This window comes from Lentzea sp. NBRC 102530 (genome assembly GCF_030269365.1).
GTDB lineage: Bacteria > Actinomycetota > Actinomycetes > Mycobacteriales > Pseudonocardiaceae > Lentzea.
The window spans coordinates 72,188-88,498 of record NZ_BSTF01000013.1 but is presented as its reverse complement, the minus strand read 5'-3'; the positions used below and the strand labels follow the sequence as shown (position 1 = coordinate 88,498).

Sequence of the window (16,311 nt, the reverse complement as noted above, 5' to 3'; positions counted from 1 at the left end):
GTGATCGTCGAGTACCGAGTTCTCGGGCCGTTGGAGGTGCTCCGCAACGGTGCGCCGGTCGCTGTCCCGGCCGGTCGCGGTCGGGTGCTGCTCGCCACGCTCCTGTTGCGCCCCAACGAGTTCGTGCCGGTCGACGAACTGGTCGAGCGGGTCTGGGACGGTGCTCCGCCCGACCCCGACCGCGCGCACAAGACGCTGCAGACGGTCGTGCTGCGGCTGCGGCAGTCGTTGGGGGAGGCCAACTGCGTCCGGACGTCGACGCGCGGGTACCAGGCCGAGGTCGCGCCGGAGCAGCTCGACCTCCTGCGGTTCCGGCTGCTCGCGGCGCAGGGGGCGCACGGTGCGGCGCTGGAGCTGTGGCGGGGTCCGGTGCTCGCGAACGTCAGGTCCGACTCGCTGCACGCCGAGGACGTGCCGAGGCTCGTCGAGGAGCACGTCCTCGCCCTGGAACGCCGGATCGACGCCGATCTCGCCCGCTCCACCGACGTGCTGGTGCCGGAGCTGCGGTCGCTGGTCAGGGAACACCCGTTGCGCGAGACGTTCTGGGCGCAGTTGATGCTCGCCCTGCACCGCACGGGCCGGCAGGCGGAGGCGCTCGCGGCCTACCAGGAGATCCGCACGCTCCTCGCCGACGAACTCGGTGCCGATCCCGGCCCGCGGTTGCGGCAGGCGCAGGAGCAGGTGCTCGCCGGCGACGTCTCGGCCACGGTGCTGGTGCCGCGCCAGCTCCCGCCGGTGCACCCGCACTTCGTCGGCCGGGAAGCCGAACTCGGCCAGCTGACCGAGATGCTCAGGGCACGGCCGGGCGAACCGGTGCTGATCTCCGCCATCAACGGCATCGGCGGGGTCGGGAAGACGGTGCTCGCCGTGCGGTGGGCGCACCAGCTGGCCGACCGCTTTCCCGACGGCCAGCTGTACGTGAACCTGCGCGGGTTCGACCTGCGCGCCGAGCCGCTCGACCCGGTCGCGGCGGCGCGCGACTTCCTCGTGGCGCTCGGCGTGCCCGCGCAGGGACTGCCGAGGTCCGACGACGCCGTGATCGCGGCGTACCGGTCCCTGCTGGCGCAGCGCCGGGTCCTGGTGCTGCTCGACAACGCGCGGAACGTCGAGCAGGTGCGTCCGCTGCTGCCCGGCGGCGGCGGGAGCCTGGTGCTGGTCACCAGCCGCAACCGGCTGAGCGGGCTCGTCGTGCGGGAGGGCGCCCAGGCCGTCGCGCTCGACGTGATGGACGAGCAGGTGGCGACCGACCTGCTGACCGGGCGGATCGGCGCGGCACGGGTCGCGGCCGAGCGGGACGCCGTGTCGAGGCTCGTCAGGCGGTGTGCCGGTCTGCCGCTGGCGCTGGGCATCGTGGCGGCCCGCGCCACCTACGGCGACTCCCTCACGGCACTCGCGGACGAGCTGGAGCGGGAACGGCTGGGCGCGCTCGACATCGACGACCCCGCGACCGGTGTCGGCGCGGTCTTCTCCTGGTCGCTGCGGTGCGTCAGCGAGAGCGCGGCCAGGCTGTTCGTCACGCTGGGAGCCCATCCCGGTCCGGACTTCACCGCGGACGCCGCCGCGAGCCTCGCCGCGGTGCCGCCCACCACAGCACGGCGCGCGCTGGACGAACTGGTCGCGGGCAGTCTCGTCGCCCGCACCGGCACGGGCCGGTTCGCGCTGCACGACCTGCTCCGCGACTACGCCGCCGCGCGTTTCGCCGAACTGCCGGGGGAACAGCAGACCGCGGCTCAGCGGCGGATGTTCGACCACTACCTGCACACCGCCCTGGCCGCGAACCGGTGCGCGGAGCCCCGCGTCGTCTGGACGCCGCTCGCGCCACCGTCACCGGAGGCCGTCGTCCTGCCCGTGCCGGACGTGCCGTCGGCGAGGCAGTGGATCCTCCGCGAGCACCGGGTGTTGCTGGGAGTCCTGCGCGACATGGCGGCGGCGGGTGCGGACGACCTCGTCTGGCGGCTCGCCTACACGATGCACCTGACGATGCTGCGCGAGGTGTTGCTGACCGAGATCGAGGCGGCGGAACTGCTCGGGCTGGAGGCCGCGCGACGACGGGACGACGTGTTCGGCGTGAAGCGCATGCACCGGGCGCTCGCCGGGGTCAACATCTCCAAGCAGGACTACCCCGAGGCCGAGGTCCACCTCCGCGCCGCCCTCCGGTGCGAGCAGGAGATGGGCAACGTCAACGGGCAGGCGGACGTCTCGCGCGGCCTGGCGCACGTCTACGAGGAGACGGGGCAGCCCGATCGCGCTCTGCGGCTGCTGGACTCGCTGTACCCGAGGATCGCCGAACTGGACGCGTACCAGCGGGCGTGCTTCGTCGGGGCGTACGGCAGGGCCCACCACCAGGTCGGCCGGCTGGACCGCGCGCTGGAGCTCTGCCTGCAGGCGCAGGCGCTGTTCGCCGAGATCTCGCAGGGTGGCGAGCCGGCCATGCCCGAGTCGAACAACATCGAGTCGATCGCGGACATCTACGCGGACCTGGGCCGGTACCGGGAGGCCGCGGAGCACTACCGCGCGGGCATCGCGGTGCTGCGGAGGATGAACCACCACCTCCACATCGCGAGCGGACTCGTCCGCCTGGCGAAGCTCAGCACCACCGCGGGAGAACCCGCCACCGCCGCGGAACTGCTCACCGAGGCGCTCGCCGTCTACGAGCGGCTCGACCGGCCGGAGGCGGCCGAGGTCCGGGAGCTGCTCGCGGCTCTGCCCGAGGCGTGAACGGCCAATAGACTCGCCGCGTGATCGTCGAGTACCGCGTTCTGGGGCCGCTGGAAGTTCTCCTCGACGGTGAGCAGGTCGACGTCCCGGCCGGGCGCGGACGCGTGCTGCTCGCCACACTCCTGTTGCGCCCCAACGAGTTCGTGCCGGTGGACGAACTCGTCGACCGGGTCTGGGACGGCCACCCGCCCGCCATCGACCGGGCGCGCCAGACGTTGCAGATGGTCGTCGCGAGGCTGCGGCAGTCACTGGGGGCGGCCAACTGCGTCCGCACCGGGACCCGCGGTTACACGGCGGAGGTCCACGACGGACAGCTCGACCTCACGCGGTTCCGCCGGCTCACCGAGCAGGGTGCGTACCGGGAGGCGCTGGCGCTGTGGCGCGGTCCCGTGCTCGCCGACGTCCAGTCGGATTCGCTGCGGCGCGACGACGTGCCGCCGATCGAACACGAGCGGATCGTCGCCCTGGAACGCCGGATCGACGCGGACCTCGCCGGTGTCACCGACGTGCTGGTGCCGGAACTCCGTTCGCTCGTGCGGCAGCACCCCGACCGGGAGACGTTCTGGGCGCAGCTGATGCTGGCCCTGAACCAGGCGGGGCAGCAGGCCGAGGCGCTCGCGGTCTACCAGGAGGTCCGCGCACGCCTCGCCGACGAGCTGGGTGTCGATCCCGGCGCGCGGCTGCGGGAGGCGCACGCGCGGGTGCTGGCCGGCGAGGTGCCCGCGGCCGCGGAGGTACCTCGGCAGCTCCCGCCCGCGCACCCGCACTTCGTCGGCCGCGAGCAGGAGCTCGAGACCCTGACCGAGATGCTCAGGACCAGGCCGGGCGAGCCCGTGGTGATCTCCGCCCTGAACGGTATCGGCGGGGTCGGGAAGACGGCCCTCGCGCTGCAGTGGGCGCACCAGGTCGCCGGCCGCTTCCCGGACGGCCAGCTGCACGTCAACCTGCGCGGCTTCGACCTCGACGCCGACCCGCTCGACCCGTTCGCCGTGGCCCGCGACTTCCTGCTGGCGCTGGGCGTCCCCGAGGGAGACCTCCCGTCGGCCGGTCCCGCGCTGATCGCCGAGTACCGGTCGGCGCTGGCCGGGCGCAGGCTGCTGGTCCTGCTCGACAACGCGCGCGACGTCGACCAGGTCCGCCCGCTGCTGCCCGGCGGTGCGGGCAACCTGGTGCTGGTCACCAGCCGCAACCGGCTGAGCGGCCTGGTCGTGCGGGAGGGCGCGCGGCCGCTCGCCGTCGAGGTGCTGGACGACCACGCGGCGACCGTGCTGCTGACCGCGAGGATCGGTGCCGACCGCGTCGCCGCCGAGCCGCAGGCCGTCGCCCGCCTGGTCGAACGGTGTGCGGGCCTGCCGCTCGCGCTGGGCATCGTGGCCGCCCGCGCGGCCTACGGCGACCTGCTCACCACCCTCGCCGACGAGCTGGAGCGAGAACGGCTCGACGCGCTCGACATCGAGGACCCGGCGACGGCCGTGCGCGCCGTCTTCTCCTGGTCGTTGCGGTCGGTCAGCGAGACCGCGGCGGAGCTGTTCGTGCTGCTGGGTCTGCACCCCGGCCCCGACTTCGGCGTCGAGGTCGCGGCGAGCCTCGCCGGCCTGCCCGCGGCGCGAACCAGGAAAGCCCTCACCGAGCTCGTCGGCGGGAGCCTGCTCACCGCGGTGCCCGGCGGCCGGTACACCCGTCACGACCTGTTGCGGGACTACGCCGCCGAACGCGCGGGCGAGCTGCCGGCCGGTCCGCGCGCCGAGGCCCTGAGCAGGATGTTCGGTCACTACCTGCACACGACGCTGGCCGCGCACGCGATCCTGGAGCCCCTGGTGAAGTGGACGCCGCTGGTGTCCCCGCCGGAACCGGCGGTGTCCGTGCCGATCGCGGACCGCTCCGCCGCCACCGCCTGGTACGACGCCGAGTTCCAGGTGCTGCGGGGTGTGGTGTCCTCGATGGTCGCCGCGGGGGAGGACGACCTCGCCTGGCGGATGGGGTACATGCTGCACCTCGACCTGTTCAACCGAGGCCGCCTCGGCGAGGCGGAGGCGACCGAACTGGTCGCCCTGGGCGCGGCGACGAGGCGGGACGACGTCTTCGCGATGGCCAGGCTGCACCGTTCACTGGCCGGGGTGCTGATCGCGCGGAGCGACTTCGCGCGGGCCGAGGAGCAGCTGAGCGCCGCCCTGCGCTGCGAGGAGCTCCTGAACAGGCCGGAGGGCCTGTCGATCGTCGTGCGCGGGCTGGCTTACGTGCGTGAGTTGCAGGGCCGTGACGCCGAGGCGCTGGAGGTCCTGCTGACGCTGCTGCCGACCCTCGCGGAGCGGCACGTCGTGGAGCAGGCCACCTACCAGGCCGCGCTCGGGCGCGCGTACCACCGGGTGGGGCAGGACGAGCGCGGACTCGAGCTCTGCCGCCAGGCCGACGCCCTCTTCTCCGGACAGGACCGCTCCGCGCTGGCGGACCCGGTGACGAAGAACAGGCGGACGATCGGCGACATCCTGCTGAAGCTCGACAGGCCCGCGGAGGCGATCCACCACTACGAGGTGGCTGTCGAGATGTCCCGGACCGTGCGGGACCTCCCCTACCTGGCCGCCTCGCTGGTCGAACTGGGCACCGCTCATCTGGCGGCGGGCGACCGCACCTCGGCGCGTGCGGCCTTCAGCGAGGCGCTGTCCGTCTACGAGGACCTGGGTGACGAGAAGGCGGCGTCGGTGCGGGAGCGGATTTCATCGGAAACCAATGTATGAAGCGAGGTTTGTACCGACCTCCCAGGGGTAATCCAGAAGAGGATTCCCCACCTGGAGGTGTCATGATCGTCCTTGGTCTCATCCTGCTCGTCGTCGGCTGGCTGACAAGCATCAGCATCCTGACGACGCTCGGCGTGGTGCTTCTGGTGATCGGCGCGATCCTCGCCGTTTTGGGCGCGGTCGGCAAGCCGATCGGCGGGCGTGCGCACTACTTCTGATCGGCCGTTCCCTCCCCCCTCGGAACGGCGAAAGGGCCAACCTCCTTTGTGGAGGTTGGCCCTTTCTTCGTTCTCACAACTGGTTCACACGTGGTTCTTCGTGCGCGCGGCAGCCGCGAACACTCCGAACGCGACCCCCAGCATGACCAGAGCGGCGACAGCGGCGACGACAACATCAACTGACATGATCGAAAAAACTCCCTCTTGCGATCTCTCCCGTTCAGTTGACGCCGGGGTACCCCGTTTCGTTGCCTCGGGTAACGTTTTCGGGGTGAAACTCCGTGCTGTGGAAGCGCGTGTGCTCTCCGTAGCGCCGTGGCTGTTCGGGTTGTCGGTGCTCGGGCACCTGTTCATGGTCGCGTTCCAGACGAAGATGACCATGATCGACCTGCTGGTGTACCGCAACGGGTCGCCGCACCTGTTCTCCGGCGACCTCTACGAGTGGCGGCTCGACCAGTACGCGGACGTGTTCCCGCTGCCGTTCACCTACCCGCCGTTCGCCGCCGCGATCTTCACCCCGATGAGCTGGGTGCCGTGGGAGGCGTCGCGCTGGATCTGGCAGCTGATCTGCCTGGGCTGCCTCTACTACATCGTGCACGTCACCCTGAAACTGCTGAAGCTGCAGGACCCGCGCCGCGTGATGCTGTGGACCGCGCTGACGCTGTGGATCGAGCCGGTGCGCACCACGCTGAACTACGGCCAGATCAACCTCGTGCTCGTCGCGATCCTGATCGGCACGCTCGCCAGCGCGCGCAACTGGGTCGGCGGCGCCGGGGTGGGTTTCGCCGCGGGCATCAAGCTCACGCCCGCGATCTCGGGGCTGTTCTTCCTGATCCAACGCCGGTGGATGGCCGCTGTGTGGTCGTTCGTCGCCTTCGTCGTCGTTTACGGCATCGGCTGGGCGATCTCCCCGTCGCAGTCGGACAAGTTCTGGTTCCAGCTGCTGGGTGACGCGAGTCGCGTCGGCCCGGTCGGCAGCGCCATCAACCAGTCGATGCGCGGCGCGTTGAGCCGGACCGTCGGCTACGACGTGAAGACCGGGCCCCTCTACATCGTCGCCGTGCTCGTCGCGGCCGCGTTGACGTGGTTCGCGGTCAGCAAGACCAAGGACGTGCTGGCGTTGATCGTCAGCGTCCAGATGCTCGGCCTGCTCGTGTCGCCGATCTCGTGGAGCCACCACTGGGTGTGGATGGTGCCCGCCCTGCTGTGGCTGGTCTACGAGGGCGGGCACCTGCTCTGCAAGATCACCGCCGGTCTGTGGGTGCTGCTGACCGGCGGCTACCTGATCTCGTTCCTGCTGCTCGCCCAGCCGAACATCTGGGACTTCCCGCGGCCGTTCGTCTTCGTGGTGCTCGGCTGGGGTTATCCGGCGGCGGGCGTGCTCACGCTGGTCGCGATCGGCCTAGCAGCCCGGCGTAAGAGGGACGATCTGCTGCCCCGCGACGAGGAAGCTGCCGACGGCGAACCCAGCCGAGTCGCCGGCTGACGCGGGCTTCCAGGAGTTGCGGGCCGCGGTCCAGCCGAGCAGTCCGTCGGCGTCGAACGCGGTCAGCAACGCCTGCCAGCCCTTCCGCACCTGCGGCAGGTACGTCGCCTTGTCGAGCACGCCCGCGTTGATGCCGGCCGCGATCGCGTAGGTGATCATCGCGGTGGCCGCGGAGTCCTTGCCCGTGGCACCCCAGAAGCCGTCGTGGCGTTGCAGGAGCTTGAGGGTCTTCAGGCTCCTGGCCAACGTCCTGGCGTACTCGGCGCGGTACGGGTGGTCGGCCGGGAGTGCGAGCACCGCCTTGGCGAGACCCTGCACGGCCCAGCCGTTCGTCTGCACGTTCAGGCTCCACAGGCCCGTGAACTCGTTGAAGGTCCTCGCCTTCAGCGCTTGGTAGGACTTGAACGAGTAGTCGAGCATCGCCTTGTCGTTGTCCGCCAGGGCGATCCGCGTGAACGACGGCAGCGCCATGTTCAGCGCGTCCGGCTGCGTCCAGTGGTTCTCCCCGTCCGCCACCTGGGCGCGCAGGTTGTCCCGCAACGGTTGCAGCACCTCGGGTTCCGGGTGGAAGAACGCCACGTCGAGGTACGGCTCACCGGTCGCCTGCGCGTCCGGGGCGAAGGGGTTCGCGGGGTCGATCGGGAGCAGGTAGGAGTTCGCCTGCACCCACGGCCACGTCTTGTGGTTGCTGATCCCGGTGGTGCGCACCCGGGCGAGGTTGCCGACGTGGAAGCCGGCGTTGGACCAGTTGTTCGCGGCCTGGTCGGTGCCGTGGTCGACCCAGGCCTGACTGGCCTTGATCATCGTGTCCGTCACGGCACACGGCACGGCCTGGGCCCCGGTCGGAATCACGGTAAGAGTGCCGGTCAAAACCAGAGAGAAAAGTGATGTGCGCAACCGCATGAGGGTGTTCCCTCTCATCTCCGCGGGCGGCGGCAGCGCACATCTTGACCGAATCAGCCCAGCGCGTCCAGGACCCCGTCGATCTCCTCGGCGAGGCTCACGTCGAGCGCGGTGATTCCTCCCTTGTAATGCGTGGACAGGCGAAATGTCAGTGTCTTGTAACGGATGTCGATGTCCGGGTGGTGGTTGTCGTTCTCGGCGATCTCCGCGACCCGGTTCACGACCATGATCGCTTTCGGGAAGCTCTCCAGCTCCACGGTCCGCACGAGCGCCGCGTCCTGGGCGCTCCAGTCGGGCAGCTTGGGCAGCACGTCGTCCAACTGATCGTCGCTCAACAGCTCGGCCATGTCCTGATCGTCCCACCACGTGACGTAAGCTGCGCGTTTACCACGGGAGTCCGGTGAAGCGCCGGGCTGAGAGGAGGGCTCGCAAGCCCTCGACCGTCCACCTGATCCGGGTCATACCGGCGTAGGGAGAGGTCTGATGAGAAGGATTCTGGCTGTTTGCGCTGCTCTCGTGCTGGCCGGTTGCTCGGCCGGCACGTCGACCGCACCGCAGTCGCGCGAGGTCACGCTGGTCACCCACGACTCGTTCGCGGTGAAGCCCGAGGTGCTGGAGGAGTTCCAGAAGTCCTCGGGCATCACGGTGAAGCAGCTCGCCAGCGGTGACGCCGGCGAGCTGACGAACAAGCTGGTGCTGACCAAGGCGAACCCGATCGGCGACGTCGCGTTCGGCGTCGACTCGACGTTCGCGTCGCGGGCGTTGAGCGAGGGCGTGTTCGCCGAGTACGCCTCACCCGAGGCCGCGAAGGGTGCCCAGCGGTACAAGGCCGACGACACCAACCGGCTGCAGGCCGTCGACGTCGGGGACGTGTGCCTCAACATCGACCCGGCCAAGCTCGGCGGCGTCGAGCCCAGGTCGTACGACGACCTGGCCGACCCGAAGTTCAAGGACATGCTGGTCGTCGAGAACCCGGCCACGTCCTCGCCCGGTCTCGCGTTCCTGCTCGGCACGATCGCGAAGTACGGCGAGAACGGCTGGCAGGACTACTGGACCAAGCTCAAGGCCAACGGCGTCAAGGTCGTGAGCGGCTGGGAAGAGGCCTACAACCAGGAGTTCTCCGCCACCAAGGGCACGCGGCCGATCGTCGTGTCGTACGCGTCGTCGCCGTCGGCCGAGGGCGGCAAGACCAAGGCGGTGCTGGACACCTGCTACCGCCAGGTCGAGTACGCGGGCGTGCTTTCGGGCGCCAAGAACCCCGAGGACGCGAAGAAGGTGCTGGACTTCCTGCTGGGCGAGAAGTTCCAGGCCCAGGTGGCCGAGCAGATGTACGTGTACCCGTCACGTGAGGGCGTCGCGCTGCCCGAGTCGTGGGCCAAGGACGCTCCGCTGCCTTCCGCGCCGCAGTCGTTGCCTGCGGACAAGGTGAAGGACAACCGCGAGGCTTGGGTCGAGCAGTGGCGCAAGCTGGTGCAGGGCTGAGTTCCCGGACGGGGTGGTCCGCGGCCGCGTTGCTGCCGCTGGCCTTCCTCGCCCTCTTCTTCGCCTGGCCCGTCCTCGCGATCATCAACCTGGGGCTGCGCGAAGGCGGTGTGCTGAAGGCACTCGTCGAGGCCGACACCTGGGAGCTCGTCGGCTTCACCCTCGGCCAGGCCCTCGCCTCGACCGTCGTGGCGGTTCTCGCCGGCATGCCGCTCGCGTTCGTGCTGGCCCGCTGCAAGATCCGCGGCCTCGGTGTGGTCCGGGCGGCGGTGATGGTGCCGTTCGTGCTGCCGACCGTGGTGGTGGGCCTGGCTTTCCGGACGTTCTGGCCGGACGGCGGGGTGCTGCCGATCGTGCTGGCCAACGCGTTCTTCAACGTGGCCGTGGTCGCGCGGACCGTCGGCGGGCTGTGGGCGCACACGGATCGCCGTGCCGAAGACGCGGCACGGGCTCTTGGCGCGTCACGGCCGCGCGCGTTCGCGTCGGTCGTGCTGCCCGCGCTGGCGCCGGCGATCGGGTCGGCGGCGGCGGTGGTGTTCCTGTTCTGCGCCACCAGTTTCGGTGTCGTGCTGGTGCTCGGCGGGTCGCGGTACCGGACCCTGGAGACCGAGATCTACCTGCGGACCGTCGAGCTGTTCGACCTGTCCGGGGCGGCGGCGTTGTCGTTGCTGCAGTTCGCGGCGGTGCTCGCGGTGCTGGTGCTGGGAGCGTTGGCCCGCAGGCGCCGGGAGACGGCGCTGGCGTTGCGGGGCAGGGAGGAGCTGGCGCGCAGGCCGTCCGGTGGCGAGTGGTACGTCGTGGGGGCCGCATTCGCCGTGGTGGCCTTGTTGTTGCTGCCGGTGGTCGGGCTGATCACGCGATCACTGTCCACTCGGGACGGATGGAGCCTCGCCGGGTACGTGGCGCTGAACACCAGGGGTGACCGCGGCACGCTGGCGGTGACCGGGATCGACGCGGCGGTGAACTCGGTGCGCACGGCCTTCGACGCGACGCTGGTGGCGTTGGTGGTCGGGGTGTTCTCGGCGGTGGTGCTGGTCGGGCTGCGGCGGTCGGGGGCGCGGTTCGCCGAGGTGCTCGACACGGCGCTGATGCTGCCGCTCGGGGTGTCCGCGGTGACGGTCGGCTTCGGCTACCTGATCACGATGGACGCGTTGCCCGGCGACTTCCGCACCTCGCCGATGCTGGTGCCGCTGGCGCAGGCGCTGGTGGTGACGCCGTTGATCGTGCGGATGGTGCTGCCGGTGTTGCGGGCGGTCGACGAACGGCTGCGGCAGGCGGCGGCGACGCTGGGTGCCTCGCCCGCGCGGGTGTGGCGCGAGGTGGACCTGCCGCTGGTCGGCCGGTCGTTGGCCGCCGCCGCCGGGTTCGGGTACGTGGTGGCGTTGGGCGAGTTCGGGGCGACGAGCTTCCTCGCCCGGCCGGACGCGCCGACGTTGCCGGTGGTGATCGCGCGGCTGATGTCGCGGCCGGGGGAGTTGAACAGCCAGATGGCCTACGCGGCGTGCGCGCTGCTGATGGTCGTGACGGTCGGGTGCGTGCTGCTGATCGAACGGCTGCGCGTGCCGAGCAGCGGGGAGTTCTGATGGCACTGGAACTGGACTCGATCACCGTCCGCTATGGACGGACGACGGCGGTCTCCGGCGTGTCCCTGACCGTGGCGGACGGTGAGGTCGTGGCGCTGCTCGGGCCGTCGGGTTGCGGCAAGTCGACGTTGCTGCGCACGGTCGCGGGCCTGGAGAAGCCGTCCTCCGGTGCGGTGCGGTGGGATGCGGCCGACCTCGCGGGCGTGCCCGTGCACCGGCGCGAGTTCGGGCTGGTGTTCCAGGACGGGCAGCTGTTCCCGCACCGGACGGTCGCGGGCAACGTGGCGTTCGGCCTGCGCATGCAGAAGGTCGAACGCGAGGCGCGCGACAAGCGGGTGCTGTCGTTGCTGGAACTGGTGGGGCTGGAGGGGTACGCGGACCGTCGCGTGACGCAGTTGTCCGGCGGCGAGCAGCAACGCGTCGCCCTGGCCCGTGCGCTGGCCCCGTCACCCCGGTTGCTGCTGCTGGACGAACCGCTCTCGGCGCTGGACCGGGCGTTGCGCGAACAACTCGCCGTCGACCTGGCCCGGCTGCTGCGCGAGGCGGCGACCACGGCGCTGGTCGTGACGCACGACCACGACGAGGCGTTCACCCTGGCCGACCGCGTGGCGATCATGTCGCGCGGCCGCGTCGTCCAGGTCGGCCCGCCGGCCGAGGTGTGGTCGTCACCGGTCGACGTGGAGACCGCGAAGTTCCTGGGCTGCAGCAAGTTCGTGCCCGGCTCGTTCGTCGGCCTGGACGTGGAACGCGTCGGGCTGCGCGCCACGGCGCTGCGGGTGGACCCGGACGGCCTGCTGGAAGGCACCGTGCTGGAACGGGTGCACCGGCGCGACCACGTGCGGCTGCTGGTGGAGATCGGCGGCGAGGAGTACGAGGCCGTCGGTCCGGTGTCCGTCGGCGACCGCGTGCGGCTCGCAATCGACTTGGACGGCGTCGCGCGCGTCGGGTAGTTGTTAGGTCCTATGGGACAACTCGGGGGACGCGTCGCGCTGGTCACCGGCGTGAGCAGGCGGCAGGGCATCGGCCACGCCATCGCGCAGCGCCTGATCGGGCTGGGCGCGGAGGTGTTCGTACAACACCACGTCGCGCATGACGCCGGACAGCCGTGGGGCGCCGACGACGTGGGCGAGGTGCTGGCGGACCTCGGCGTGCAGGGCCTGGGCGTCGACCTGGCGAGGTCCGAGGCACCGGCGGAGCTGATGGCCGCGGCGGTCGAGGCTCACGGACGGGTCGACGTGCTGGTGTGCAACCACGCGCGCTCCGGCGGCGACGGCTCGCTGGCCGAGATGAACGCGACCAGGCTCGACGAGCACTACGCCGTGAACACCCGCTCGTCGATCCTGCTCGCGCAGGCGTTTGCCCGGCAGTGGGCCAGGACCGATGGCGGGCGGATCGTGTTCATGACCTCCGGCCAGAACCTCGGCCCGATGCCCGGCGAGGTGGCCTACGCGGCCTCGAAGGGTGCCCTGGCGGCCATCGTCGCGACTTTGTCGCACGAACTCGCGGACCGGGGCATCACGGTCAACGCGGTGAACCCGGGGCCGACCGACACGGGCTGGGCGGGGCCGGAGCTCACGGAGTTCGTGAACGAGCGGATGCCGGCGAAGCGCTGGGGCGCGCCGGACGACGCGGCCCGGCTGATCTCGTGGCTGTGCTCGCCGGACGGCGCGTGGATCACCGGGCAGGTGCTGAACAGCGAGGGAGGCTTCCGGCGGTGATCAGCCACGCGCCGCACGGGTACGAGTGCCCGTTCTGCTTCCTGCTGGCAGGCGGGGAGACCGAGATCGACAGCCAGGCCGACGTCGTGCTCCGTCACGAACGCGCCACCGCCTTCCTGGCCTCGCAGTGGTGGGCGAACAACGAGGGCCATGTCATCGTGATCCCGAACGCACACCACGAGAACATCTACGACCTGCCCGCGGAGTACGGCCACGCCGTGCACGACGCGGTGCGCGAGATCGCCGTGGCCATGCGCACCGCGTACGGCTGCGAAGGCATCTCCACCCGGCAGCACAACGAGCCGGCCGGCGGCCAGGACGCGTGGCACTTCCACGTCCACGTCATCCCGCGGTACAGCGGCGACGGCCTCTACGGGTCGTCGCCGCTGCCGGGTTTCGCCACCGCCGCGCAGCGGCGGCCCTTCGCCGAGAAACTGCTAGCTGTCCTTCGTGACCAGGCGGATGGCCGCCAGGCCCGTGCCGATCAGCAGGTAGCACCCGGCCAGGAGCGTGCTGTCGCCGATCTGGTCCCACGGGATCGGGTCGCGCATCACGTCGACCAGCCCCGGGAAGCCCGTCGTGATCAGGAACGGGTGCAGCCAGTCGAGTGAGCTGAACTGCCCGAGCACCTGGAACACGATGATCGTCACCATCGTCGCCGCCTGCACCACGAGCGGGTGCTCGGTGGTGGCGGAGACGGCGAGGGCGACCGCGCCCACCGACACCATCTGGAACGTCACCAGCACCACGAACAACGCGATGCGGACCAGGCCCTCACCGGTGGACAGGGTGGTGCCGGACAGCGTCGCCATGCCGTCGGAGCCGAGGAACGCGGTGCCGGCGATGATGCCGACCACGGCCATCAGCGTGACGGCGAACAACGACATCGCGGCCAGGCCGAAGAGCTTCACGAACAACAGCCGCACGCGCGACACCGGGGCGACGAGCAGACCGCGCAACGTGCCGTGCTGGGCCTCGCCCGCCAGGCCGTCCGCCGCCCAGATCGACGCCACCAGCGGCAGCAGCAGGTTGAGCGACAGGAACAACGTGAAGATCGGCACGACCAGGCCGTTGCCCTGGATGATCGCGGAGAGACCGGGGCCACCGCCGCCGTCCTCGCCCGCCGTCCAGATGCCGAAGCTGATCACGATCGGCACGAGGACCAGGCCGAACAGCCCGATCAACGTGCGCGGGCGGCGCAGCATCCACCGCACCTCGGAACCCAACTGGCGCGTGATCACCGGCGTCCCCCGTCCAGGGTGTCCACAGCGGACATCCCGCGCTCTGCCTCCTCGGCCTCGGTGAGCCGCGCGAACAGCTCCTCGAGGCCCGTCTTCCACCGCGTGGCCTCGAAAACCCGGGCCTCGCCCTTCACCAGCGTCTCGATCACCTGCGGCGCGCTCGTCCCCGCGAGCTCGACGCGCAGTCCGTCACCCAGCGGGCGAGCGGAGATCTTGGCCTGGCGCAACGCGCTCAGCGCCTTCTCGACGTCCGGGGTGATGACCTGGAGCGCCGAACCGCCCGCCTGCAGCAGTTCGGTCAGTTCTCCCTGTGCCACCACGGTTCCCCGGTGCAGCACGGCGACGTGCGTGCAGGTCGCCTCGACCTCGCTCAGCAGGTGGCTCGACACCACCACCGTGCTGCCGGCCGCGTGCAGGTCCGCGATGATCCTGCGGATCTCCCGCGTGCCCGCCGGGTCGAGGCCGTTGGTCGGCTCGTCGAGCACGACCAGCTTGCGCGGCACGAGCAACGCCGCGGCCAGGCCGAGGCGTTGCTTCATGCCGAGCGAGTACCCCCGGTACCTGCGGTGGGCCGCCTGGGCGAGCCCGACGCGTTCGATGGCGTCCTCGACCGCCTGCTTGATCTCCTTGCGGGGCAGCAGGGGTTCGAACGCGGCACAGCGGACGAGGTTCTCCCGCCCGCTGAGGAACGGGTGGAACCCCGGACCCTCGACCAGCGCGCCCACGTGCGGCAGCGACTGCTCTGCACCGTCCGGCAGCGGCCGGCCGAGCAGTTCGATCTCCCCCTGCGTGGGGCGGACCAACCCGAGCAGCATCCGGATCGTGGTCGTCTTGCCGGACCCGTTGGGGCCCAGCATGCCGAGCACGGCTCCTTCCGGCACCTCGAGATCGACGCGGTCCACGGCGACCGTGCTCCCGTACTCCTTGCGCAGACCCCTGGTCCGCGCGGCGACAGCGGTCTTGGCAGGCGCTGTCACCGGCGCGCTGGTCGAGGTGGTCACTTCACCTGTCCGATCGTGTCGAACAGCACCTGCTCGGGAACGGCGCCCGCGACCACGCGGCCGTCGTCCGCGATCAGGATCGTGGCGACCTTCGTGGTGAAGATCTGACCGCTACCCCAGGCACCGCTGACCTTCTTCGTGAACTTGTCGACCAGGCCCTGCGCCTCGGCGGGGACCTGGGTCATGGCCTCGGCCGGAATGCGCGCACCGACGACCGTGTCCCAGCCCGTGCCGAAGAACTGCGGGTCCTTGCCCTGCAACGCCTGCTCGATGCCCAGTTCGGGCTTCTGGCCGCGTCGCTCCTCCTTCGCCTCGGGCGTGGTGACCTTGGCGTTGGCGGGCGGCGTGAACTCGAAGAGCTTGGCGTCCTGCGGGCCGACGTTGATCTCGCTGAAGCCGACCGTGCCCGCGGGCTCGCTCGTGCCGTTGGTGAGCACCTGAACGCGCAACGGCATCTTCAGCTCCGAGTCGACGGCGATCCGCACCTCGCGGATCAGCGTCTTCTCGCTGGCCTTCGGGGTCAGCACCAACTCGTAGGCGGCACGGTTCGCGACGCGCGCGGTGCCGTCGACGGTGATGTCGCTGAACTCCTTGGTCATGCCGACGACCTGCTTGGCCGCCTCGGCCGGGTTGACCGACTCGGACTTGTCCTCGGCAGGCCGCGGCTGGTCGGCCTTGTGCTCGGACTTCGTGACCTCGTTGTCGGCGGAGTTCCACGACCAGGTGGTCGTGCCGTCGTCGACGATGGTCTGCTCGGACTGGCCGTTCGGCAGGGCGGCGCGGAACTTGCCGTTGCCGTCGGTCCAGATCCGCGCGCTGTGCTTGCCGTCGGCGAGCTGCGGGATCTCCGCGATGGACGGGAGGCCGAGCTTGTTGTCGACCTCCACGGTGCCGCCGAACGCACCGGGCTTGCTCGTGAGCACCTGCTCGACGAGCGACTCGGCGGACACGTCGGGCAGGGTGGGCGGCTGGCCCGCACCCGCCGGCATGGCGAGCAGGCTCAGGCCTGCCGCGCCGGTGATCACACCGGCCGCCGCAGCGGCCAGGGTCACCTTTCGCTTGTTCATCAGTGGTCCCCTCCTCCAAGGGCTTGTGCTCTTAGCTTGGTGGTGGGTTGCTGAGATGGTGCTGAGACTACGCCCACCTGCGGTTATGTGCCCTCTCCGCAGTGTTTTCTGAGAGTCGGCTGAGATCTTGCGGGCAGCGGGCAGCCGCGCGCGGCATGC

13 protein-coding genes and 1 pseudogene are annotated in these 16,311 nt (G+C 70.7%); 9 read left to right on the top strand and 5 right to left on the bottom strand.

Annotation, left to right across the window (positions count from 1 at the left end; genetic code table 11):
- The 4 genes from QSK25_RS31030 (at position 1) to QSK25_RS31015 (ending at position 7,157) form a co-directional block, all read left to right on the top strand.
- On the top strand, positions 1 to 2,718 hold the full coding sequence (locus QSK25_RS31030) for an AfsR/SARP family transcriptional regulator (RefSeq protein WP_285643492.1): 2,718 nt from the start codon (positions 1 to 3) through the stop codon (positions 2,716 to 2,718).
- 20 nt (positions 2,719 to 2,738) lie between these two features.
- Positions 2,739 to 5,453, top strand: a complete 2,715-nt coding sequence (locus QSK25_RS31025; protein ID WP_285643490.1) for an AfsR/SARP family transcriptional regulator — start codon at positions 2,739 to 2,741, stop codon at positions 5,451 to 5,453.
- Positions 5,454 to 5,515: 62 nt separating this feature from the next.
- The gene (locus QSK25_RS31020; RefSeq protein ID WP_285643488.1) at positions 5,516 to 5,671 is read left to right on the top strand and encodes a DUF6131 family protein; all 156 of its coding nucleotides are present in this window, start codon (positions 5,516 to 5,518) and stop codon (positions 5,669 to 5,671) included.
- A gap of 271 nt (positions 5,672 to 5,942) precedes the next feature.
- Positions 5,943 to 7,157 (top strand): mannosyltransferase, encoded by a 1,215-nt coding sequence (locus QSK25_RS31015; protein ID WP_285643486.1) that lies wholly within the window; start codon positions 5,943 to 5,945, stop codon positions 7,155 to 7,157.
- On the opposite strand, the gene QSK25_RS31010 is transcribed toward QSK25_RS31015, so the two are convergent.
- Together QSK25_RS31010 and QSK25_RS31005 are read right to left on the bottom strand one after the other, a co-directional pair.
- On the bottom strand, positions 7,074 to 8,009 hold the full coding sequence (locus QSK25_RS31010) for a glycoside hydrolase family 88 protein (protein ID WP_285643484.1): 936 nt from the start codon (positions 8,007 to 8,009) through the stop codon (positions 7,074 to 7,076). The two genes, QSK25_RS31015 and QSK25_RS31010, sit on opposite strands and share 84 nt — an antisense overlap.
- Before the next feature lie 104 nt (positions 8,010 to 8,113).
- Positions 8,114 to 8,407 carry a 4a-hydroxytetrahydrobiopterin dehydratase gene (locus QSK25_RS31005; protein WP_285643482.1) on the bottom strand — a complete coding sequence of 98 codons (294 nt, stop codon included), beginning with the start codon at positions 8,405 to 8,407 and terminating at the stop codon, positions 8,114 to 8,116.
- Positions 8,408 to 8,543: 136 nt separating this feature from the next.
- On the opposite strand from QSK25_RS31005, the gene QSK25_RS31000 reads away from it, so the two are divergent.
- From QSK25_RS31000 to QSK25_RS30980, 5 genes and pseudogenes are all read left to right on the top strand, one after another.
- On the top strand, positions 8,544 to 9,542 hold the full coding sequence (locus tag QSK25_RS31000) for a thiamine ABC transporter substrate-binding protein (protein WP_285643480.1): 999 nt from the start codon (positions 8,544 to 8,546) through the stop codon (positions 9,540 to 9,542).
- A complete protein-coding gene (locus tag QSK25_RS30995) occupies positions 9,518 to 11,125 on the top strand; it encodes an ABC transporter permease (protein WP_285643479.1) in 1,608 nt (535 codons plus the stop codon). Before QSK25_RS31000 ends, QSK25_RS30995 begins: the two co-directional genes overlap by 25 nt.
- Positions 11,125 to 12,075: an ABC transporter ATP-binding protein gene (locus QSK25_RS30990; protein ID WP_285643477.1), complete on the top strand. Its 951-nt coding sequence runs from the start codon at positions 11,125 to 11,127 to the stop codon at positions 12,073 to 12,075. Before QSK25_RS30995 ends, QSK25_RS30990 begins: the two co-directional genes overlap by 1 nt.
- Positions 12,076 to 12,087: 12 nt before the next feature.
- Entirely contained in the window at positions 12,088 to 12,843 is a 756-nt protein-coding gene (locus tag QSK25_RS30985) for an SDR family oxidoreductase (protein ID WP_285643476.1), read from the top strand.
- Positions 12,771 to 13,190 (top strand): annotated as a pseudogene (locus QSK25_RS30980) (HIT family protein); the annotation flags it as partial. The gene QSK25_RS30985 and the pseudogene QSK25_RS30980, both read left to right, overlap by 73 nt.
- A 90-nt stretch (positions 13,191 to 13,280) precedes the next feature.
- Here QSK25_RS30980 and QSK25_RS30975 read toward each other — a convergent pair.
- Genes QSK25_RS30975 through QSK25_RS30965 form a run of 3 tightly spaced genes read right to left on the bottom strand, consistent with a single transcriptional unit; the run spans position 13,281 to position 16,152 of the window.
- The gene (locus tag QSK25_RS30975) at positions 13,281 to 14,084 is read right to left on the bottom strand and encodes an ABC transporter permease (RefSeq protein ID WP_285643475.1); all 804 of its coding nucleotides are present in this window, start codon (positions 14,082 to 14,084) and stop codon (positions 13,281 to 13,283) included.
- Positions 14,081 to 15,085 carry an ABC transporter ATP-binding protein gene (locus QSK25_RS30970; protein WP_285643473.1) on the bottom strand — a complete coding sequence of 335 codons (1,005 nt, stop codon included), beginning with the start codon at positions 15,083 to 15,085 and terminating at the stop codon, positions 14,081 to 14,083. Before QSK25_RS30970 ends, QSK25_RS30975 begins: the two co-directional genes overlap by 4 nt.
- Entirely contained in the window at positions 15,082 to 16,152 is a 1,071-nt protein-coding gene (locus QSK25_RS30965; protein WP_285643471.1) for a LolA family protein, read from the bottom strand. Before QSK25_RS30965 ends, QSK25_RS30970 begins: the two co-directional genes overlap by 4 nt.
- Positions 16,153 to 16,311 lie beyond the last annotated feature (159 nt).

Coding starts and splice junctions, on each gene's coding strand:
- QSK25_RS31020 (WP_285643488.1), top strand. CDS start 5,516: ATGATCGTCCTTGGTCTCATCCTGCTCGTCGTCGGCTGGCTGACAAGC.
- QSK25_RS31005 (WP_285643482.1), bottom strand. CDS start 8,407: ATGGCCGAGCTGTTGAGCGACGATCAGTTGGACGACGTGCTGCCCAAG.
- QSK25_RS31000 (WP_285643480.1), top strand. CDS start 8,544: ATGAGAAGGATTCTGGCTGTTTGCGCTGCTCTCGTGCTGGCCGGTTGC.
- QSK25_RS30990 (WP_285643477.1), top strand. CDS start 11,125: ATGGCACTGGAACTGGACTCGATCACCGTCCGCTATGGACGGACGACG.
- QSK25_RS30985 (WP_285643476.1), top strand. CDS start 12,088: ATGGGACAACTCGGGGGACGCGTCGCGCTGGTCACCGGCGTGAGCAGG.
- QSK25_RS30965 (WP_285643471.1), bottom strand. CDS start 16,152: ATGAACAAGCGAAAGGTGACCCTGGCCGCTGCGGCGGCCGGTGTGATC.